The following is a 15,047-nucleotide window of genomic DNA, read 5'->3' as shown; positions in this document are numbered from 1 at the left end:
ACGGCCCTTTTAAGGGCCGTTTTTGCATCTAAAACTTATTCGCTATATTGTTTGTAGAGCGTCTACAAAATAACTATTAAATCGACCTCGAATTCTTTTGTACTTTAGGTATATACTCATTTCATTATAAAAGCTTTAGGGACAGTTAAATGGCCGATAACTTTCGCGTTATATTTGCAGGACTTGCCGATAACGTTGACATAAAAACAGCATGTACAAATTTAGCTGCAAAATTAAAAACGTCAGATGAAAAAGTAGCTCTTTTTTTTAAAGGTAAGCCACTGTTTGCACCAAGCGATAAAGACAAAGCGTTAAAACAGGCTAAGTTACTAGCAGGCTTAGGCATTAAAAGTAAGCTTCAAGCTGTTTCAAACATCATTCAAAATGGCTCAAACCCTGCTGCAAATAACAATCAACGTGATGAACGTATTTTTGATGCACTCGATTACATCACTAGCAGCTTAATTCGCCTTGAAGAAAAGTTAGACGAGTTAGAGCAACGCCTTCCTGAAGCTCAATTAAAAACACCAGACGAAAGTATTGACGAATGGCAAGGTGACGATCTAATGCTAGATGATGATTTAGCGCCTCCTAAAAAACGCAGTAACTTACTTTTATATTCATTGATTGCAACTGCCACCATTTTGCTAGTCGTACTGGCTGTTTTTTTAATTTTTCCCGATTTATTCTCTTTTTAAGAATGGCTAATTAATTTAATGAGCAATAAACGTGCAAAAATAAGAGCAGAAATTCGTAACACCCGTAAAAACTTGTCAAATAATCAGCAAATAATTGCTGCGCAATCGCTAAAAATGAATTTTATTCAACATTTAAAAAGCGAAAAAACAACGAATTCAAAGCATATTGCCATTTACTTAAGTAACGATGGGGAGCTAGACACTTCATTGTTAATTAAAGAATTATGGAGTTTAAACCATACCGTTTACCTACCTATAATACACCCATTCAATGGCGCTAATTTACTATTTCAGCGCTATGAGAAAAACTCACCCATGAGAGCAAATCGCTATGGTATCTTGGAGCCTAAGCTGAACTGCTCTCAAATATGCCCATTACCAGTGCTTGATTACCTCCTTATGCCATTAGTTGCATTTGATAAACAAGGTAATCGCCTAGGAATGGGAGGTGGGTTTTACGACCGGACATTGGCGCGTTTACACGAACAAAATTGGCAAAAACCACAACTAATTGGCCTTGCACATGAATGCCAAAAAGTTGAGGCCCTACCAATCGAGTCGTGGGATGTACCACTTAAAACCATTATCACCCCAGATAAAACATACTGTTGGTAACAATTAAATTTGATTACTAACCGCATATTTCTGACATACATGAGCACAAAGCAATGACACAAGACGAATTAAAAAAAGCAGCTGCTTGGGCAGCACTCGAGTTTGTAAAAGAAAACACTATTGTAGGTGTGGGTACAGGCTCTACTGTTAATCACTTTATTGATGCCCTTGGCTCAGTAAAGGACACTATTGTAGGCGCTGTATCAAGTTCAGAAGCCTCAACCGCGCGCCTACAAGCGTTAGGTATTGAAGTATTTGAGCTTAATAACGTTGCTGCTTTAGATGTATACGTTGACGGTGCTGACGAAATAAACGCCCAAAACGAAATGATTAAAGGTGGCGGTGCAGCCCTCACTCGCGAAAAAATAGTAGCCGCTGTAGCTAAACAATTTGTGTGTATTGTAGATGACACAAAATTAGTAAAAACATTAGGCGACTTCCCGCTTCCGGTAGAAGTTATTCCAATGGCTCGCAGCTACGTTGCACGAGAATTATTAAAGCTTGGTGGTGACCCGGTTTATCGCCAAGGCGTAGTTACCGATAACGGTAACGTTATATTAGATGTATTTAACTTAAAAATTACCAATGCTAAACAACTTGAAGCACAAATAAATTCAATTGTTGGCGTAGTTACCAACGGCCTATTTGCTATGCGTGGTGCTGATAAAGTGATTATCGGTACTAAAAATGGGCCACAAATTAAATAGGATGAGGTTATGAGTAAGGTATCGTTAGCAAAAGACAAAATTAAAATTCTCTTGCTTGAAGGTGTTCACCAAAGCGCTGTTGAAACGCTAAAACGTAACGGTTACAGCAATATCGACTACGTTAAAACATCCTTACCTGAGGACGAATTAAAAGAGCGCATTAAAGATGTTCACTTTGTAGGACTTCGTTCTCGTACTCATATTAACCAAGCCGTATTAGACTCAGCTGACAAGCTAGTTGCTGTTGGGTGTTTTTGTATTGGTACAAACCAAGTTGATTTAGATGCAGCACGCGAACGCGGTATTGCTGTATTTAACGCACCATTTTCTAATACTCGTTCAGTTGCTGAACTTGTACTTGGTGAAATCCTACTTTTATTACGCGGTATTCCAGAGCGTAATGCAGCGGCTCATCGTGGTGGCTGGTTAAAAACAGCAAATGGTTCGTTTGAAGCACGTGGTAAAACATTAGGTATTATTGGCTACGGTCACATTGGTACTCAGCTAGGTATTATGGCTGAAAATATCGGTATGAACGTGGAGTTTTACGATATCGAAGATAAATTATCACTCGGTAATGCAAAACAAGTTCACAACCTAACTCAGCTGTTACAACGCTCTGATATTATTAGCTTACACGTACCAGAAACACCGCAAACTAAAAATCTTATTGGTAGTGCAGAACTTGCTGTTATGAAGCAGGGATCTATTTTGATCAACGCTTCACGCGGAACTGTTGTTGATATTGATGCACTTGCAGAAGCACTAACAGAGAAAAAACTAAGTGGTGCAGCAATCGATGTGTTCCCTACTGAGCCAAAATCTAACGATGAAGAATTTGTATCGCCACTGCGCCAATTCGACAATGTTATTTTAACGCCGCACATTGGTGGTTCTACACAAGAAGCGCAAGAAAACATTGGTATTGAAGTAGCGGGTAAACTGGCTAAATACTCAGATAATGGCTCAACTATTACTGCCGTTAACTTCCCTGAAGTATCGCTGCCTGAGCTTGCTAATCGTAGCCGTTTATTACACGTACACCACAACCGCCCTGGTGTACTAACGCAAATTAACCAAGCGTTTGCACAGCATGGTATTAACATTGCTGCGCAATACCTACAAACAGACGCATCTATTGGTTATGTAGTTATTGATGTAGATACAGATCAATCTGAAGTAGCACTTAAAGAACTAAGCGCAGTTGAAGGTACAATTAGAGCACGTATTCTGCATTAGTAATTTAATCAGCTATTCTAATATCAAAAAGGGTCACTTCATTAAGTGACCCTTTTTTGTATTTAGATTACATATACTTTCTTAGGTATTTTTTGAATACCGGATCTGTTGCAGCCAACTCTTTTTGCTCAGCTAATATCTCTTTTAAAATAGCGCCTGAGGTAAGCGGGTTTGCAAGTACCACCCTAAATACAACCGTTGGTTGATTGTCGTATTTAGAAGGCGTTAAACGAGTACGTGATACAAATGAGCGACCAGACTCTCGCTGACGTTTTTGCATACTGGCAGTAAAACGGTTCAGTGAAGCAAAAATATCTAACCGAGTTGCTGCATCAGCATCGGCTATTGCTTGTTTAATTTTCTTAGGTACATAACGATACGTTAATAAGCACAATTCAGGTTCTGAAATAAGCTCAAAGTCTTCATCAGCTTTAATTAAATCAGCAAAGTAATGTGCTTTTTTGATGCTTCGATCAATCAGCATTTCGTAACCTTTACGACCAATAACACGTAAGCAAGCATGTACTAACATTGCCATACCAGGTCGGCTGCCTTCAAGCGTGTGGCTACCTAAGTCTTTTGAACCTTTACGTAATATGTACTCAGCGTGATGCTCTATTGCATCAGTTGCAGCGGGATCTTTAAATAAAACTAAGCCCGCTCCCATTGGTACATACATTTGTTTATGTGCATCGATGGTAATTGAATCTGCTCGCTCAATCCCTTTAAGTAAAGGGCGATGCGTGTTCGATAAAAGGGTTGCTCCTCCCCATGCAGCATCTACATGAAAATGGCAGTTAATGTCTTGTGCTAAGTCAGCCATTTCATCAAGTGGGTCAATATTACCGGTTTCGGTTGTACCCGCTACCCCAATAATCGCCATTACTTTAATGCCTTGCGATTCAAGCTCACGTGCTTTTTCGCGCATAGCTCCTACATCAACTTTATTATTTTCGCAGGTTTTAATACCAATTAAGTTATCGCGGCCAATACCGAGTAAATCAACCGATTTACCTAATGAGTAATGTCCGCGTTCTGATATTAATACTGCTAAACCTTTATAGCCGTAATGCAGCATACCGGCAATTAGGCCTTGTGCGCCGATACCTCTAAAATCGCCATCGGGTTTTAATAAGCGGTTTCGAGCAATCCAAAGCGCAGTAATATTAGCAACCGTTCCACCAGAGCAAAATGCACCTAGTGAGGTTTTAGCACTGTGCATCCATTTAGAATAAAATGAATCTTCTTGCCCATAAGCTAAATGATGCATCATTCCAAGCACTTGACGTTCAAGAGGCGTAAACGCTTTAGACGTTTCTATTTTTACTAGATTTTGATTTAGCCCTACCATCAATTTTGACAGCGGTAATAAAAAATGCGGCAAGGCAGAGGTCATGTGACCAATAAAGCTAGGCGCAGCTGTATGCACAGAATGTGCAACAAGTTGCTCCATTATGTCTTGGGCATAAGCAGATACAAACGTTGGATCCTCTGGGATCACTGCCGACTGAAAATCTTTTTCGATTTCATGTAATGGTTTTTCAATTGCCGCTATATTTTCGTTTAGAAAACCTGCTAAATTACTCGAAATTTCAAGCTCGATTTTGCTTAAAGTTGAGTCTGGCGCTTCAGGTACAGTAAATATACGCTTAAGGCTTTCTTTAGAGGCGACGGCACAACGCTTTTGATCCATCTCAATACCTAGTGTGTGTAGCTAAAACACGCGCTTACCCATCAAAAACACCTACTTATTAGGACATTTAGAGCAATCGTGTTTCTTTAAAAATTGCGCTAACTTTACTGCAATATAACTAAAATGTCTCGTTTAAACCTATAAAAGCAATCAAAGCGATGACAAAAAAATGATAATTTAATTAAAACTCTACCAAACCTAATTATTTATTGGGCATTTACTTATTTTGGGTATAATAAATTTGATAACAAAAAAGGGACACATATGCCAGAAGGAAGAGTCAAAGTTAGTTGGATAGTGGCAGGCTTTAGCTTGTTTTTAATAAGCTTGCTTACCTATGTTTACTACACATACCAAACCACGCGTGCTGAAATAATGCAGTCGGTTGATAATCGCTTACTTAATGCCGCCACCAGCGTTAAACATATTCTAGGTGAAAATTACTTAAGTGCGGTTAATCAAGGCGACAACATAAGTTTTTCTTACTATCAAAATAAGAGTAAACAGCTCTCTGAGTTTGCTCAAGCACTTGATATTGCTTATGTATATTCAATGATTTTAAAAGACGGAAAGGTTCTTTTTAGCTCATCAAGCTACACGCAAGACGATCAGAATAATGGCAAAGTAACTCAATTTTTAGATCTCTACCCTGAAGCTACCGATGCAAATATAAGTGCTTTTTACTCAACCGAGCCTGTATTTGAAATATCGAGCGATCAGTGGGGCCACTTTAAAACTATTTTTATTCCTTACGTTGACCCTATTAACGGCAATACCTATTTAACGGGTGCCGATATAACTATTTACAATTTAAACGAGAAACTTAAAGAAAGCGTATCGAAAGCTGCTGCAATGGCTAGCTTCTTCTTTTTTATCGCGATACTTGTTGCCGCCATATATATTTATTTACTAAAGCGCTCTTTAGCAACTGACTCAAGTACTGGTTTTTCAAATCATATTGCTCTTGAGTACTTTATTAAAAAAAGTAATGCTCATCACATGCAGTTAGCCGTTATTTGGGTTAATGAAATAGAAGATATAAACAGTTTCTACGGCACTGAAGTGGGTGACAAAGTAATGAAAAACTTACTTATTCACTTTAAACTCAGAAGCTCTGCGCATTGCCATATATACAGACTAGCAACCAACAAAATAGTATTACTCGCGCCTAAAGAAATGAGCAATGACGAATTTACCGATCTCGTAAAAACGTATAACTTTAACACCCCAGTGTTAACTGACCCTTTTATTTACATAACCTTATGTGCAGGTATTGCCAGTGGCAATAAATCGCTACTACTTGAAAACGCTCATATAGCGGCGCTGCAAGCCAAACAAGGCAGGCATAGCGTAGTTAACTACTCAAAAGCGCTACACGATGTAAAAACGCAATATCAATACAATGTTGAAATGGCTAAAGAAGTGCGTGAAGCGTTTGATAACAACCGTATAGTGCCTTACTTTCAACCCATTATTGATACAAATATCAACAAGGTCGTTCAATACGAATGTTTAGCTCGAATGGTAACGGCGCAAGGGGAAGTGTTGAAACCTGATGCATTTTTAAATGTTGTTACTCGCTCAAGAATGGACGGAATACTTACCCGTACTATATTTTCACAATGTGTTAGTCGCTTTAGAAAAACCGATATTTGCTGGAGTTTAAATATAACAGCACAAGATATGCTCGACCCTAATTTAAGTGAATTTATTGCGGACGAACTTAAGCGCTACCCGCATCCTGGTAATATCACACTAGAGCTTTTAGAAACCCAAGCTATTGCCAACTTTTCTGAGGTGAAAGCATTTATTGGAATGGTTAAAACGAAAGGCGTTAAGGTTATTATTGATGACTTTGGCAGTGGTTATTCAAATATATCAAACGTACTTAAGCTTGAAGTGGACGGTATTAAGCTAGATGGTGCACTAATAAAGCAAATAGTGCATGACAAAGACATCTATTTATTTATTGAACATATAGCCAGTTTTGCTAATCAACTTGGTTTGCAATTAATGGCAGAGTCGGTAGAAAATGCAACCATAGTAACCGCACTTAAAAAGGCGAATGTGACACTAATGCAAGGCAACTACTTTGCCCACCCAATGCCACATGTTAGTACGGTTACAGAAGAAGAATTAGCACTTTAACTTACTTTAGCGAAGTAAGTTAATAACGAGTCGGTGGCTTTGCTGGCCACTGGCCCAGTATTTACGCTCAAAAGGCGTAATTGCATCGTCTGACTCATAAAGTGTTACATCGCAAGGGTTGCCTGTTAATTCAAGCGCCCGAGCAAACTCCTTAACGTAAATATCCCAATTGCTGCGCACTTCTAATTTTCCACCTAACTTAACGATAAATGGAAAAATAGCTGCGCCATGCCAGCGTCTACGAATATGCTTAGATTTAGGCCACGGGTTTGGATACAACAAATAATGGTGCGTAGGTTGCCAATTAGCAGCAACCGCTAAACGCCAAAAGTCATTTAAGTCTGCTTGCACTAAGATGTACTGACCACTATCTGTTTGCTTATATTCAACATCGTGCTTATCTAATCGGTGCGACGATTTATCAATACCAATTATAAGTGCATCAGGGTGGCGCTTAGCTAAGTTAGCTGAGCTTTCACCTACGCCACAACACGAGTCTAAAATAAGCGGGCCACTAAAGGCTTGTACTTTAGCATTAACCTCGTCAAATGCGGCTTGGGTGTGTGCTGCAATTGGCTTTTTAAATTCAGCATCTAAGTGCTTATTTACTATTTCATCAAGCTTTTCGTGAATACCCGCTTGATTAGATACAATACTACGTGAATTTGCATCACTCATTAGTGTCTTAGCCCCACACCTTTTTTGATCAATGTAAGCGCTAATGTAAATAACGCTGTTATAAATACTAAAATAACCCCAAGAGCCACGCTCAAATCAACATCCGACACACCTAAAAAGCCATAACGAAATGCGTTAACCATATAAATTATAGGGTTGATTTGTGATACATTCTGCCAAAATTCAGGCAGCAACGTAATTGAATAAAATACACCGCCTAAGTAAGTTAGTGGCGTTAGTATGAAGGTGGGGATAATGCTTATATCGTCAAAGCTGTTTGCGTAAATCGCATTAATTAAGCCACCTAAAGCAAATACAGCTGAGGTTAAAATAACCGTCGCCATAATTACAAAAATATTATGAATTTGAATATCAACAAATAATAACGACACACAGGTAACTATAAAGCCCACCATAATACCGCGCGTCATGCCGCCGCCCATATAACCTAGAACAATGATGTAGTTAGGTACAGGTGCAACTAAAAGCTCTTCAATGCTTTTTTGAAACTTTGTTGAGTAAAAACTAGAGGCTACGTTGGAATAAGAGTTAGTAATAACCGACATCATTATAAGGCCAGGTACAATAAACTCCATATAACTAAAGCCGCCCATGTCGCCAATGCGTGAACCAATTAAGTTACCAAAAATAACAAAATATAAGCTCATCGTAATTGCTGGCGGTACTAAAGTTTGCACCCAAATACGTAAAAAACGAATGCACTCTTTAATCCACAAACTCTTTAAGGCTACGCCATATTTAAACATTTATTCGCCCCGCCCTTGCTCTAATAATCCTACAAATAACTCTTCTAGTCTGTTTGCTTTATTTCGCATACTCAATACAGTATTACCTTGAGTTGTTAATGCACTAAAAACCGCATTTAAGCCTTGAGACTTAGCGACTTCCACTTCAACAGTATGATCGTCCGTCATGGTAAATTTATAGCCTTCAAGCGTGACGGGGTTTGCTGGCATTTTTAAATCTAAAATAAAGGTTTCTTTATCAAGCTTTGCAAGCAATGCTTTAATGGTCGTATTTTCAACAATTCGGCCATTATCGATTATGGCGATGTTTTTACACAGTAACTCTGCTTCTTCAAGGTAGTGTGTAGTTAAAATAATAGTTACGCCTTGCTCATTTATTTGGCGTAAAAAATCCCACATTGAACGACGAAGTTCTATGTCTACCCCCGCTGTTGGCTCATCAAGTATAAGCAACTTAGGTTCGTGCATAAGGGCACGCGCAATCATTAATCGGCGTTTCATACCGCCTGAAAGCGTACGTGCTTGTTTGTCTTTTTTCTCAAGTAAGCCAAGCTGCGCTAAGTACTTATCAGCACGTTTATGGGCTTCGCCACGTGGCACACCATAATAACCGGCTTGGTTAACAAGTATTTGGCTAAGTGTTTCAAACTGACTAAAGTTAAACTCTTGCGGCACTAAGCCTAAATGCGCTTTTGCAGCTTCTAAGTCAGTATCAATATTACAACCGAATACTTCTACTTTGCCTTTTGTTTTATTAACAAGTGACGAAATAACACCAATGGTGGTTGATTTACCTGCTCCGTTTGGACCAAGTAAAGCAAAAAAGTCGCCCTCTTTAACTTGCAAATCAACGCCTTTAATAGCCTCAACACCATTTTTATAAACCTTGGTAAGGCCTTCTATATTTAAAGCAATATTTTGCTTATTCATTACTTACCCTCACCATAACCCCAACGTTTTGTTAGGTTATGTTCAATATTTAAATGATCTAAAATTCTCGCCACCATAAAATCAACTAAGTCTTCAATACTTTGTGGCTTATGATAAAAGCCAGGCGCTGCTGGCATTATGGTCACACCTAAACGAGATAACTTAAGCATGTTTTCTAAATGAATTTCGTTAAACGGTGTTTCGCGCGGCACTAAAATTAACTGTCCGCGTTCTTTAATTACCACATCAGCGGCGCGCTCTAATAAGTTATCTGACGCCCCTACTGCAATTGCAGAAACCGATCCTGCACTACACGGGCATACCACCATTTTTTTAGGTGCAGCAGAGCCCGAAGCCACAGGGCTAAACCAGTTATCTTTACCGTATACTTTTAACTGCCCAGATTTAGCATTAAACAGCGTACTTAACTGCTCAGTGGCTTTATCTTCATTACCAGAGAGCTTAATATTTGATTCTGTATCAAGCACCACTCGTGCTGCACTTGAGATAAGTACGTAAACTTGAAATTGCTGTTCAAGCAACACTTCAAGTAACCTTAAACCATAAGGCGCACCTGATGCACCGCTAAAAGCGAGCGTAATTCTATCTTTAAATTGCACATTATTCTCCGCTGTATTTATCAGCTAAACCATCAACAAGGTGTTGATGAAGGCCATTAAAACCGCCATTGCTCATAATTAAAATATGCTGATTAGGCTCAATATTTTCAAGCACCGTATCAATAATTGTTTGCGTGCTGCTAAAGCACTGCATGCCTGCTTTATCTGCTTGCTCTTTTAGCGACCAATTTAGATTCTCTGGTTCAAAAAGTAGTACGTCGTCAGCATCACGCAGTGAATCTAATAATGTATATTGGTGCACGCCCATTTTCATAGTGTTTGAGCGCGGCTCTAAAATAGCGATAATTTTTTCATCACCTACTTTTGCGCGCAGTCCTGCAAGCGTAGTTTTAATTGCTGTTGGGTGATGCGCAAAATCGTCATACACCTTAATATTATTAATATCAGCCTTTAGCTCCATACGCCTTTTAGGGCTAATAAATTCTCCTAAGGCATCAATACTATGATCAACAGCTATACCCACATGACGCGCTGCTGCGATAGTCATAATTGCATTTTTAACGTTATGCTCGCCTATTGCTTGCCAGCAAACAGTGCCCTGCTTTTCGTTATTTAAAAGTACATTAAACTCACTACCATCAGCTTTTATTAATTCATAGCTCCAATCATCGCCTAGCGTTTCGCTTTCGCTCCAAAGCCCTTGTGCTATTACGTCATTAAGCGCTACGTCTTGCTTAGGCCAAATTACCTTGCCGCTTTGAGGTAATGTACGCATTAAGTGATGAAATTGTTTTTTTATTGCGTTCAAATCTTCGAAAATATCAGCGTGATCGAATTCAAGATTATTTAAAATAAGTGTACGTGGAAGGTAATGGACAAACTTACTGCGCTTATCAAAAAAAGCAGTGTCGTATTCATCGGCTTCAATAACAAAAAATGGCGTTTCACCCACTTTTGCCGATACACCAAAATTTTGGACTATGCCGCCAATTAAAAACCCTGGTTTTAAACCTGCATACTCTAAAACCCACGCAAGCATACTTGCTGTGGTTGTTTTTCCATGCGTACCCGCTACAGCAAGTACCCACGATTTTTGTAATAAATTATGTTTAAGCCATTCAGGGCCTGAGGTGTAAGGCAGACCTTTATCAAGCACATATTCAACACACGGGTTACCACGGCTCATTGCATTACCGATAACTACCATATCTGGTTTTGGCTCTAATTGAGATACGTCGTAGCCTTGAGTCAGTTCAATGCCAAGCTCTTCAAGTTGCGTACTCATTGGTGGGTAAACGTTTTGATCAGAACCCGTTACTTTATGACCTAATGATTTAGCAATGGCTGCAATACCACCCATAAACGTGCCACAAATGCCCAAAATATGTATATGCATATACTTTCCTTAAATCGTATGCTCACTTTACAGCTATGCAAAGTTTAATGGCGCTATAATGCCAAAATTCGTGCTTAGTTACTATGTACGTCTGCACAATTCACTCGTGCCAAAAACACGTTAATTAGTTTTTTAAACGCTAAAAATCAAAAAATAGGCACGTTCACCTACCCTGTATTGCTTTTAATCAATTATTATCAATGTTATAAACCAGCTTGCTGTATAACTTTAAAACTTAAAAAGGACTTAATATGAAAAAACTATTCTTTATAGCCTGTATTTTACTTAGTCAAAAAAGCTTTGCTTTGGAATTTGCTAAGTACCCAATAGAACTAAGTTCGGGCGAAGGCGTTAATGTTGTTATTGCCCCAACAACAGATAAAAAACAAGCTTTAGTAAAAGTAACAGGCATAAACCATGATATTGATGGCATTGTATTTTTAACCGATTTAAAACCTCATGGTAGTAATAAAGCTTACAAATATACTTACGATGGTACACAAAGAAGTTTAGTAAGTGTTGAGGAAGGCTACCGCTGTTGCTCTTACAATCTTTATATTCCAGACACTCGTGATGGAATTTACTTATCAAAAAAAGAAGAGTCAAACCCTGCCATTGTTGAAGACTTAAAAGCGCAATACGATCAACAATTAAATAAAGGTACTCAAGCTAAACTAGCGGAGTTTAATCGTGAAAAGCATTTAGGGTATCAACAAAAAAATATAGCTGCCGCTAATAGCGAAATAGATAAGCAATGCGGATTAAAAATAAATACCAATGTTGATTGGGAAAGCATTGATGATGAAAACCTAAAAGAATATCCAGTGGGTTCATTTTGTGCACAAGTTGCAAACGAAATGGCATACATGTGCGAAAAAGACCAAAGTTTTAAAAACGACATAGCTCAGTTCAATGCTATCGAATGTAAATTTACTAATGAGCTAAAACTACGTAAAAATGGTAATACACTTATATTTAAAACAGCGCCAAAAGCCGCTAACCAACGCCGCTTTATTGAAGCTTATTTATTAAATTTATAAGCTGAGTTTAAAACCAAAAAAGCACCTAAAGGTGCTTTTTTTGGTTTTACTAATTAAGTTTGTTTATAGCGTTAAAAATACAATCAAACCGACACCGAGTAATAAACGATATATTACAAATGGCAACATACCCATTCGCTCTATTACTTTTAAAAACATAAATATACATGCATAAGCCGATAAGAACGATAGCACCACACCAAGCAATAATGTATTCCAATCAACTACATGGTCACCCAGTGCAAGCTCTGCAATATAATAAAGCCCCATCATAGAAATAATCGGAATCGCTAGTAAAAACGAAAAACGCGCTGCGCTTTGCTTATTCATACCCAACATTAAACCAGCGGTCATCGTGATACCTGATCGAGAAGTACCCGGGATCATTGCAACAGCTTGTGCGAAACCAATGATAAGTGCCGTTTTCCAATTGAGCTGATAAATAGTTTTAATTTGTTTCCCTTTTGCATCTGCGTACCAAAGCAACAAACCAAATACAATGGTGGTAGTAGCAATTACCCAAGCGCTTCGCAAATATAACTCAATAAAGTCTTTTAAAAGTAAACCTAAAATAGCGGCAGGCACTGTACCTAGTATAATCCACCAGCCTAATTTACTGTCATCGGTAGTGCCTTGCTTACCAAAAGATTTAAACCATGCGCTTAGTATATCTACTACTTCTTTACGAAAATAAATAACAACGGCTATTAAAGTACCAACATGTACTGCTACGTCAAACGCAAGCCCTTGATCTTCCCAACCTAAAATTTGCGATGGGAGAATTAAATGCGCAGAACTCGATATTGGTAAAAACTCAGTAAATCCCTGTATGAGGGCTAAAATAATTATTTCGATAATACTCATAGGTTAGAAAACTCCACCTTCCATAGCTTTTGTTGAGGGTTATTATATTCATTCCATAACTGCGCAATCGTTTGCTTAGCTACAGGATGATAAAAATCTGGGGCAACCTCACTCAGAGGTTGTAATACAAATGCATTTTTAGTTATTTCATCACGTGGTAATTGCGCTGGGGAATCGCAAGTTACATCATCATAAAACAGTAAATCTAAATCGAGCGTTCGTGGACTAAATTTTTTATCGTTCGCTGTACGCCCATTATCACGCTCTATTTCTTTTAATAAAGCGCATACATCAGCAAGCGACATATCAGTTGTAGCGCCAACTACTGAATTATAAAAATTATTGCCAGCAAACCCAACTGCTTCACTTTCAAAAACAGACGAGTGCACAATGTGCTCAAAGTGCTGCTTAAGTGCAATTAATGCACATTGTATATAATGCGCTTTATTTATATTTGACCCTAGGCTGATATAAATTTGAGCCATTTAGTCAGTTGCCTTAACACGTGTAATTTCAACACCTACAGTTTGTGCTTGTGCTACTGCTGCAGGTTTACTTACTCTTATAGTAACTTGTGGCGTATTAAACTCGCTTAAAATAATCTCAGCCAACTGCTCAACCAAAGTCTCTAGCAACTCAACAGGTTTTGCAGTGCAGTGCTTAATAACGCGTTCGCTTACTTTTGAGTAATCCAGTGCTAAATTAATATCGTCATTTTCGGCTGCAGGCTTAATATCACTAAGCATTTCAATATCAAAATAAAGGCTCTGTTTACTTTCTTTTTCAAAGTCGTACACTCCAATAATAGTGTCGACGTGCAATTGAGATATAAAAACCTTATCCATTGATACTCCAAATAACAACAAACGACTAAGCAACTATACAAAGCATCAATAAAATTAATACTGTATATGGTTTAGCCAGTGTTTAAATATGTGAAAATAACTTCTACAATAGCAAAATAACCAAACTAGCTATTAAATAGTCTGTTAATAATTTTCACGATAAATTTTGCTGCCAATAATAGCTTAAAAGTACTATCAATTGGTATAGTAATTAAAAAATAAGGAAGCGTGTGTTAGCCACTTTAATGTTTGTTTTAGCTTATTTACTTGGGTCGATTTCGTCGGCTATTTTAGTGTCGCGGTTGTTCAAACTCCCTGACCCTCGTAATAGTGGTTCTAACAACCCAGGGGCTACAAATGTTTATAGATTAGGCGGAGCATTTCCGGCTTGCTTGGTTTTAGTGTTTGATATTTTAAAAGGCACTATTCCAGTATGGGGGGCTTATTTTTTAGAAGTTGAACCTTTAGAGCTTGGATTAGTCGCAGTAGCTGCTTGTTTAGGTCATATGTACCCACTGTTTTTTAGCTTCAAAGGAGGTAAAGCCGTAGCAACGGCATTTGGCTCATTATTACCTATTGGCTTATCATTGGCTGGTTTACTTGTATGCACTTGGTTAGTTATAGTGGCAATAACACGCTATTCATCGCTGGCAGCGCTTGTAGCTGTATCTTTAGCGCCCTTATATACATGGCTGATAAAGCCACTTTATACTCTTCCCGTTACTTTTATCACGCTGTTAATTATATTTCGTCACCGTACTAATATTATTCGATTATTTAGCGGGGAAGAACCAAAAGTGGGTGCTAAAAAAGCACCCACCGATGAAAACAAAAATATCTAAAATA

At 38.3% G+C, this 15,047-nt stretch carries 16 protein-coding genes; 7 read left to right on the top strand and 9 right to left on the bottom strand.

The features are described 5' to 3' along the window. Positions 1–149: 149 nt before the first annotated feature. From CXF76_RS16815 to serA, 4 genes are read left to right on the top strand one after another with little or no spacing between them, the layout of a single operon-like run. Entirely contained in the window at positions 150–698 is a 549-nt protein-coding gene (locus CXF76_RS16815) for a hypothetical protein (protein ID WP_101164182.1), read from the top strand. Positions 699–716: 18 nt separating this feature from the next. After that, complete coding sequence (locus CXF76_RS16810; protein WP_101164181.1) at positions 717–1,313, top strand: 5-formyltetrahydrofolate cyclo-ligase; 597 nt, start codon at positions 717–719, stop codon at positions 1,311–1,313. Between the two features lie 53 nt (positions 1,314–1,366). After that, positions 1,367–2,020 carry a ribose-5-phosphate isomerase RpiA gene (rpiA, locus tag CXF76_RS16805; protein ID WP_007584757.1) on the top strand — a complete coding sequence of 218 codons (654 nt, stop codon included), beginning with the start codon at positions 1,367–1,369 and terminating at the stop codon, positions 2,018–2,020. Positions 2,021–2,029: 9 nt separating this feature from the next. Continuing rightward, positions 2,030–3,259, top strand: coding sequence for a phosphoglycerate dehydrogenase (gene serA, locus CXF76_RS16800; RefSeq protein WP_007584756.1), 1,230 nt, complete (start codon positions 2,030–2,032; stop codon positions 3,257–3,259). Positions 3,260–3,326: 67 nt separating this feature from the next. Here the strand turns inward: serA and panP are convergent, their stop codons facing one another. After that, positions 3,327–4,952, bottom strand: a complete 1,626-nt coding sequence (panP, locus tag CXF76_RS16795; RefSeq protein WP_010554416.1) for a pyridoxal-dependent aspartate 1-decarboxylase PanP — start codon at positions 4,950–4,952, stop codon at positions 3,327–3,329. A 264-nt stretch (positions 4,953–5,216) separates the two neighbouring features. Here panP and CXF76_RS16790 point away from each other — a divergent pair, with 264 nt between their 5' ends. Further along, the gene (locus CXF76_RS16790) at positions 5,217–7,100 is read left to right on the top strand and encodes a bifunctional diguanylate cyclase/phosphodiesterase (protein WP_101164180.1); all 1,884 of its coding nucleotides are present in this window, start codon (positions 5,217–5,219) and stop codon (positions 7,098–7,100) included. 6 nt (positions 7,101–7,106) lie between these two features. Here the strand turns inward: CXF76_RS16790 and trmB are convergent, their stop codons facing one another. From trmB to mpl, 5 genes are read right to left on the bottom strand one after another with little or no spacing between them, the layout of a single operon-like run. Next, positions 7,107–7,778 carry a tRNA (guanine(46)-N(7))-methyltransferase TrmB gene (gene trmB, locus CXF76_RS16785; RefSeq protein ID WP_101164179.1) on the bottom strand — a complete coding sequence of 224 codons (672 nt, stop codon included), beginning with the start codon at positions 7,776–7,778 and terminating at the stop codon, positions 7,107–7,109. Next, positions 7,778–8,545, bottom strand: coding sequence for an ABC transporter permease (locus CXF76_RS16780; RefSeq protein WP_007584748.1), 768 nt, complete (start codon positions 8,543–8,545; stop codon positions 7,778–7,780). Before CXF76_RS16780 ends, trmB begins: the two co-directional genes overlap by 1 nt. Continuing rightward, complete coding sequence (locus CXF76_RS16775) at positions 8,546–9,475, bottom strand: ABC transporter ATP-binding protein (RefSeq protein ID WP_007584747.1); 930 nt, start codon at positions 9,473–9,475, stop codon at positions 8,546–8,548. Beyond that, complete coding sequence (locus tag CXF76_RS16770; protein ID WP_007584746.1) at positions 9,475–10,095, bottom strand: flavin prenyltransferase UbiX; 621 nt, start codon at positions 10,093–10,095, stop codon at positions 9,475–9,477. The genes CXF76_RS16775 and CXF76_RS16770 overlap by 1 nt, the downstream gene beginning before the upstream one ends. Before the next feature lies 1 nt (position 10,096). Next, complete coding sequence (mpl, locus tag CXF76_RS16765) at positions 10,097–11,452, bottom strand: UDP-N-acetylmuramate:L-alanyl-gamma-D-glutamyl-meso-diaminopimelate ligase (protein WP_101164178.1); 1,356 nt, start codon at positions 11,450–11,452, stop codon at positions 10,097–10,099. Between the two features lie 251 nt (positions 11,453–11,703). Between mpl and CXF76_RS16760 the strand changes: the two genes are divergently transcribed. Then, positions 11,704–12,492 (top strand): hypothetical protein, encoded by a 789-nt coding sequence (locus CXF76_RS16760; protein ID WP_024591466.1) that lies wholly within the window; start codon positions 11,704–11,706, stop codon positions 12,490–12,492. 63 nt (positions 12,493–12,555) lie between these two features. Here the strand turns inward: CXF76_RS16760 and CXF76_RS16755 are convergent, their stop codons facing one another. Genes CXF76_RS16755 through folB form a run of 3 tightly spaced genes read right to left on the bottom strand, consistent with a single transcriptional unit; the run spans position 12,556 to position 14,201 of the window. Beyond that, a complete protein-coding gene (locus CXF76_RS16755) occupies positions 12,556–13,356 on the bottom strand; it encodes an undecaprenyl-diphosphate phosphatase (RefSeq protein WP_007584742.1) in 801 nt (266 codons plus the stop codon). After that, positions 13,353–13,841: a 2-amino-4-hydroxy-6-hydroxymethyldihydropteridine diphosphokinase gene (folK, locus tag CXF76_RS16750; RefSeq protein ID WP_024591465.1), complete on the bottom strand. Its 489-nt coding sequence runs from the start codon at positions 13,839–13,841 to the stop codon at positions 13,353–13,355. The genes CXF76_RS16755 and folK overlap by 4 nt, the downstream gene beginning before the upstream one ends. Continuing rightward, positions 13,842–14,201, bottom strand: coding sequence for a dihydroneopterin aldolase (gene folB, locus CXF76_RS16745; protein ID WP_007584738.1), 360 nt, complete (start codon positions 14,199–14,201; stop codon positions 13,842–13,844). Between the two features lie 230 nt (positions 14,202–14,431). Here folB and plsY point away from each other — a divergent pair, with 230 nt between their 5' ends. Beyond that, positions 14,432–15,043 carry a glycerol-3-phosphate 1-O-acyltransferase PlsY gene (gene plsY, locus CXF76_RS16740; protein WP_007584736.1) on the top strand — a complete coding sequence of 204 codons (612 nt, stop codon included), beginning with the start codon at positions 14,432–14,434 and terminating at the stop codon, positions 15,041–15,043. The last annotated feature ends 4 nt before the right edge of the window (positions 15,044–15,047 follow it).

Origin of the sequence: Pseudoalteromonas sp. 78C3 (assembly GCF_002836695.1) — a bacterium.
GTDB classification, from domain to species: domain Bacteria; phylum Pseudomonadota; class Gammaproteobacteria; order Enterobacterales; family Alteromonadaceae; genus Pseudoalteromonas; species Pseudoalteromonas arctica.
The sequence above is the reverse complement of the archived record's forward strand: the minus strand, read 5'-3'. Positions and strand labels throughout refer to the sequence as shown.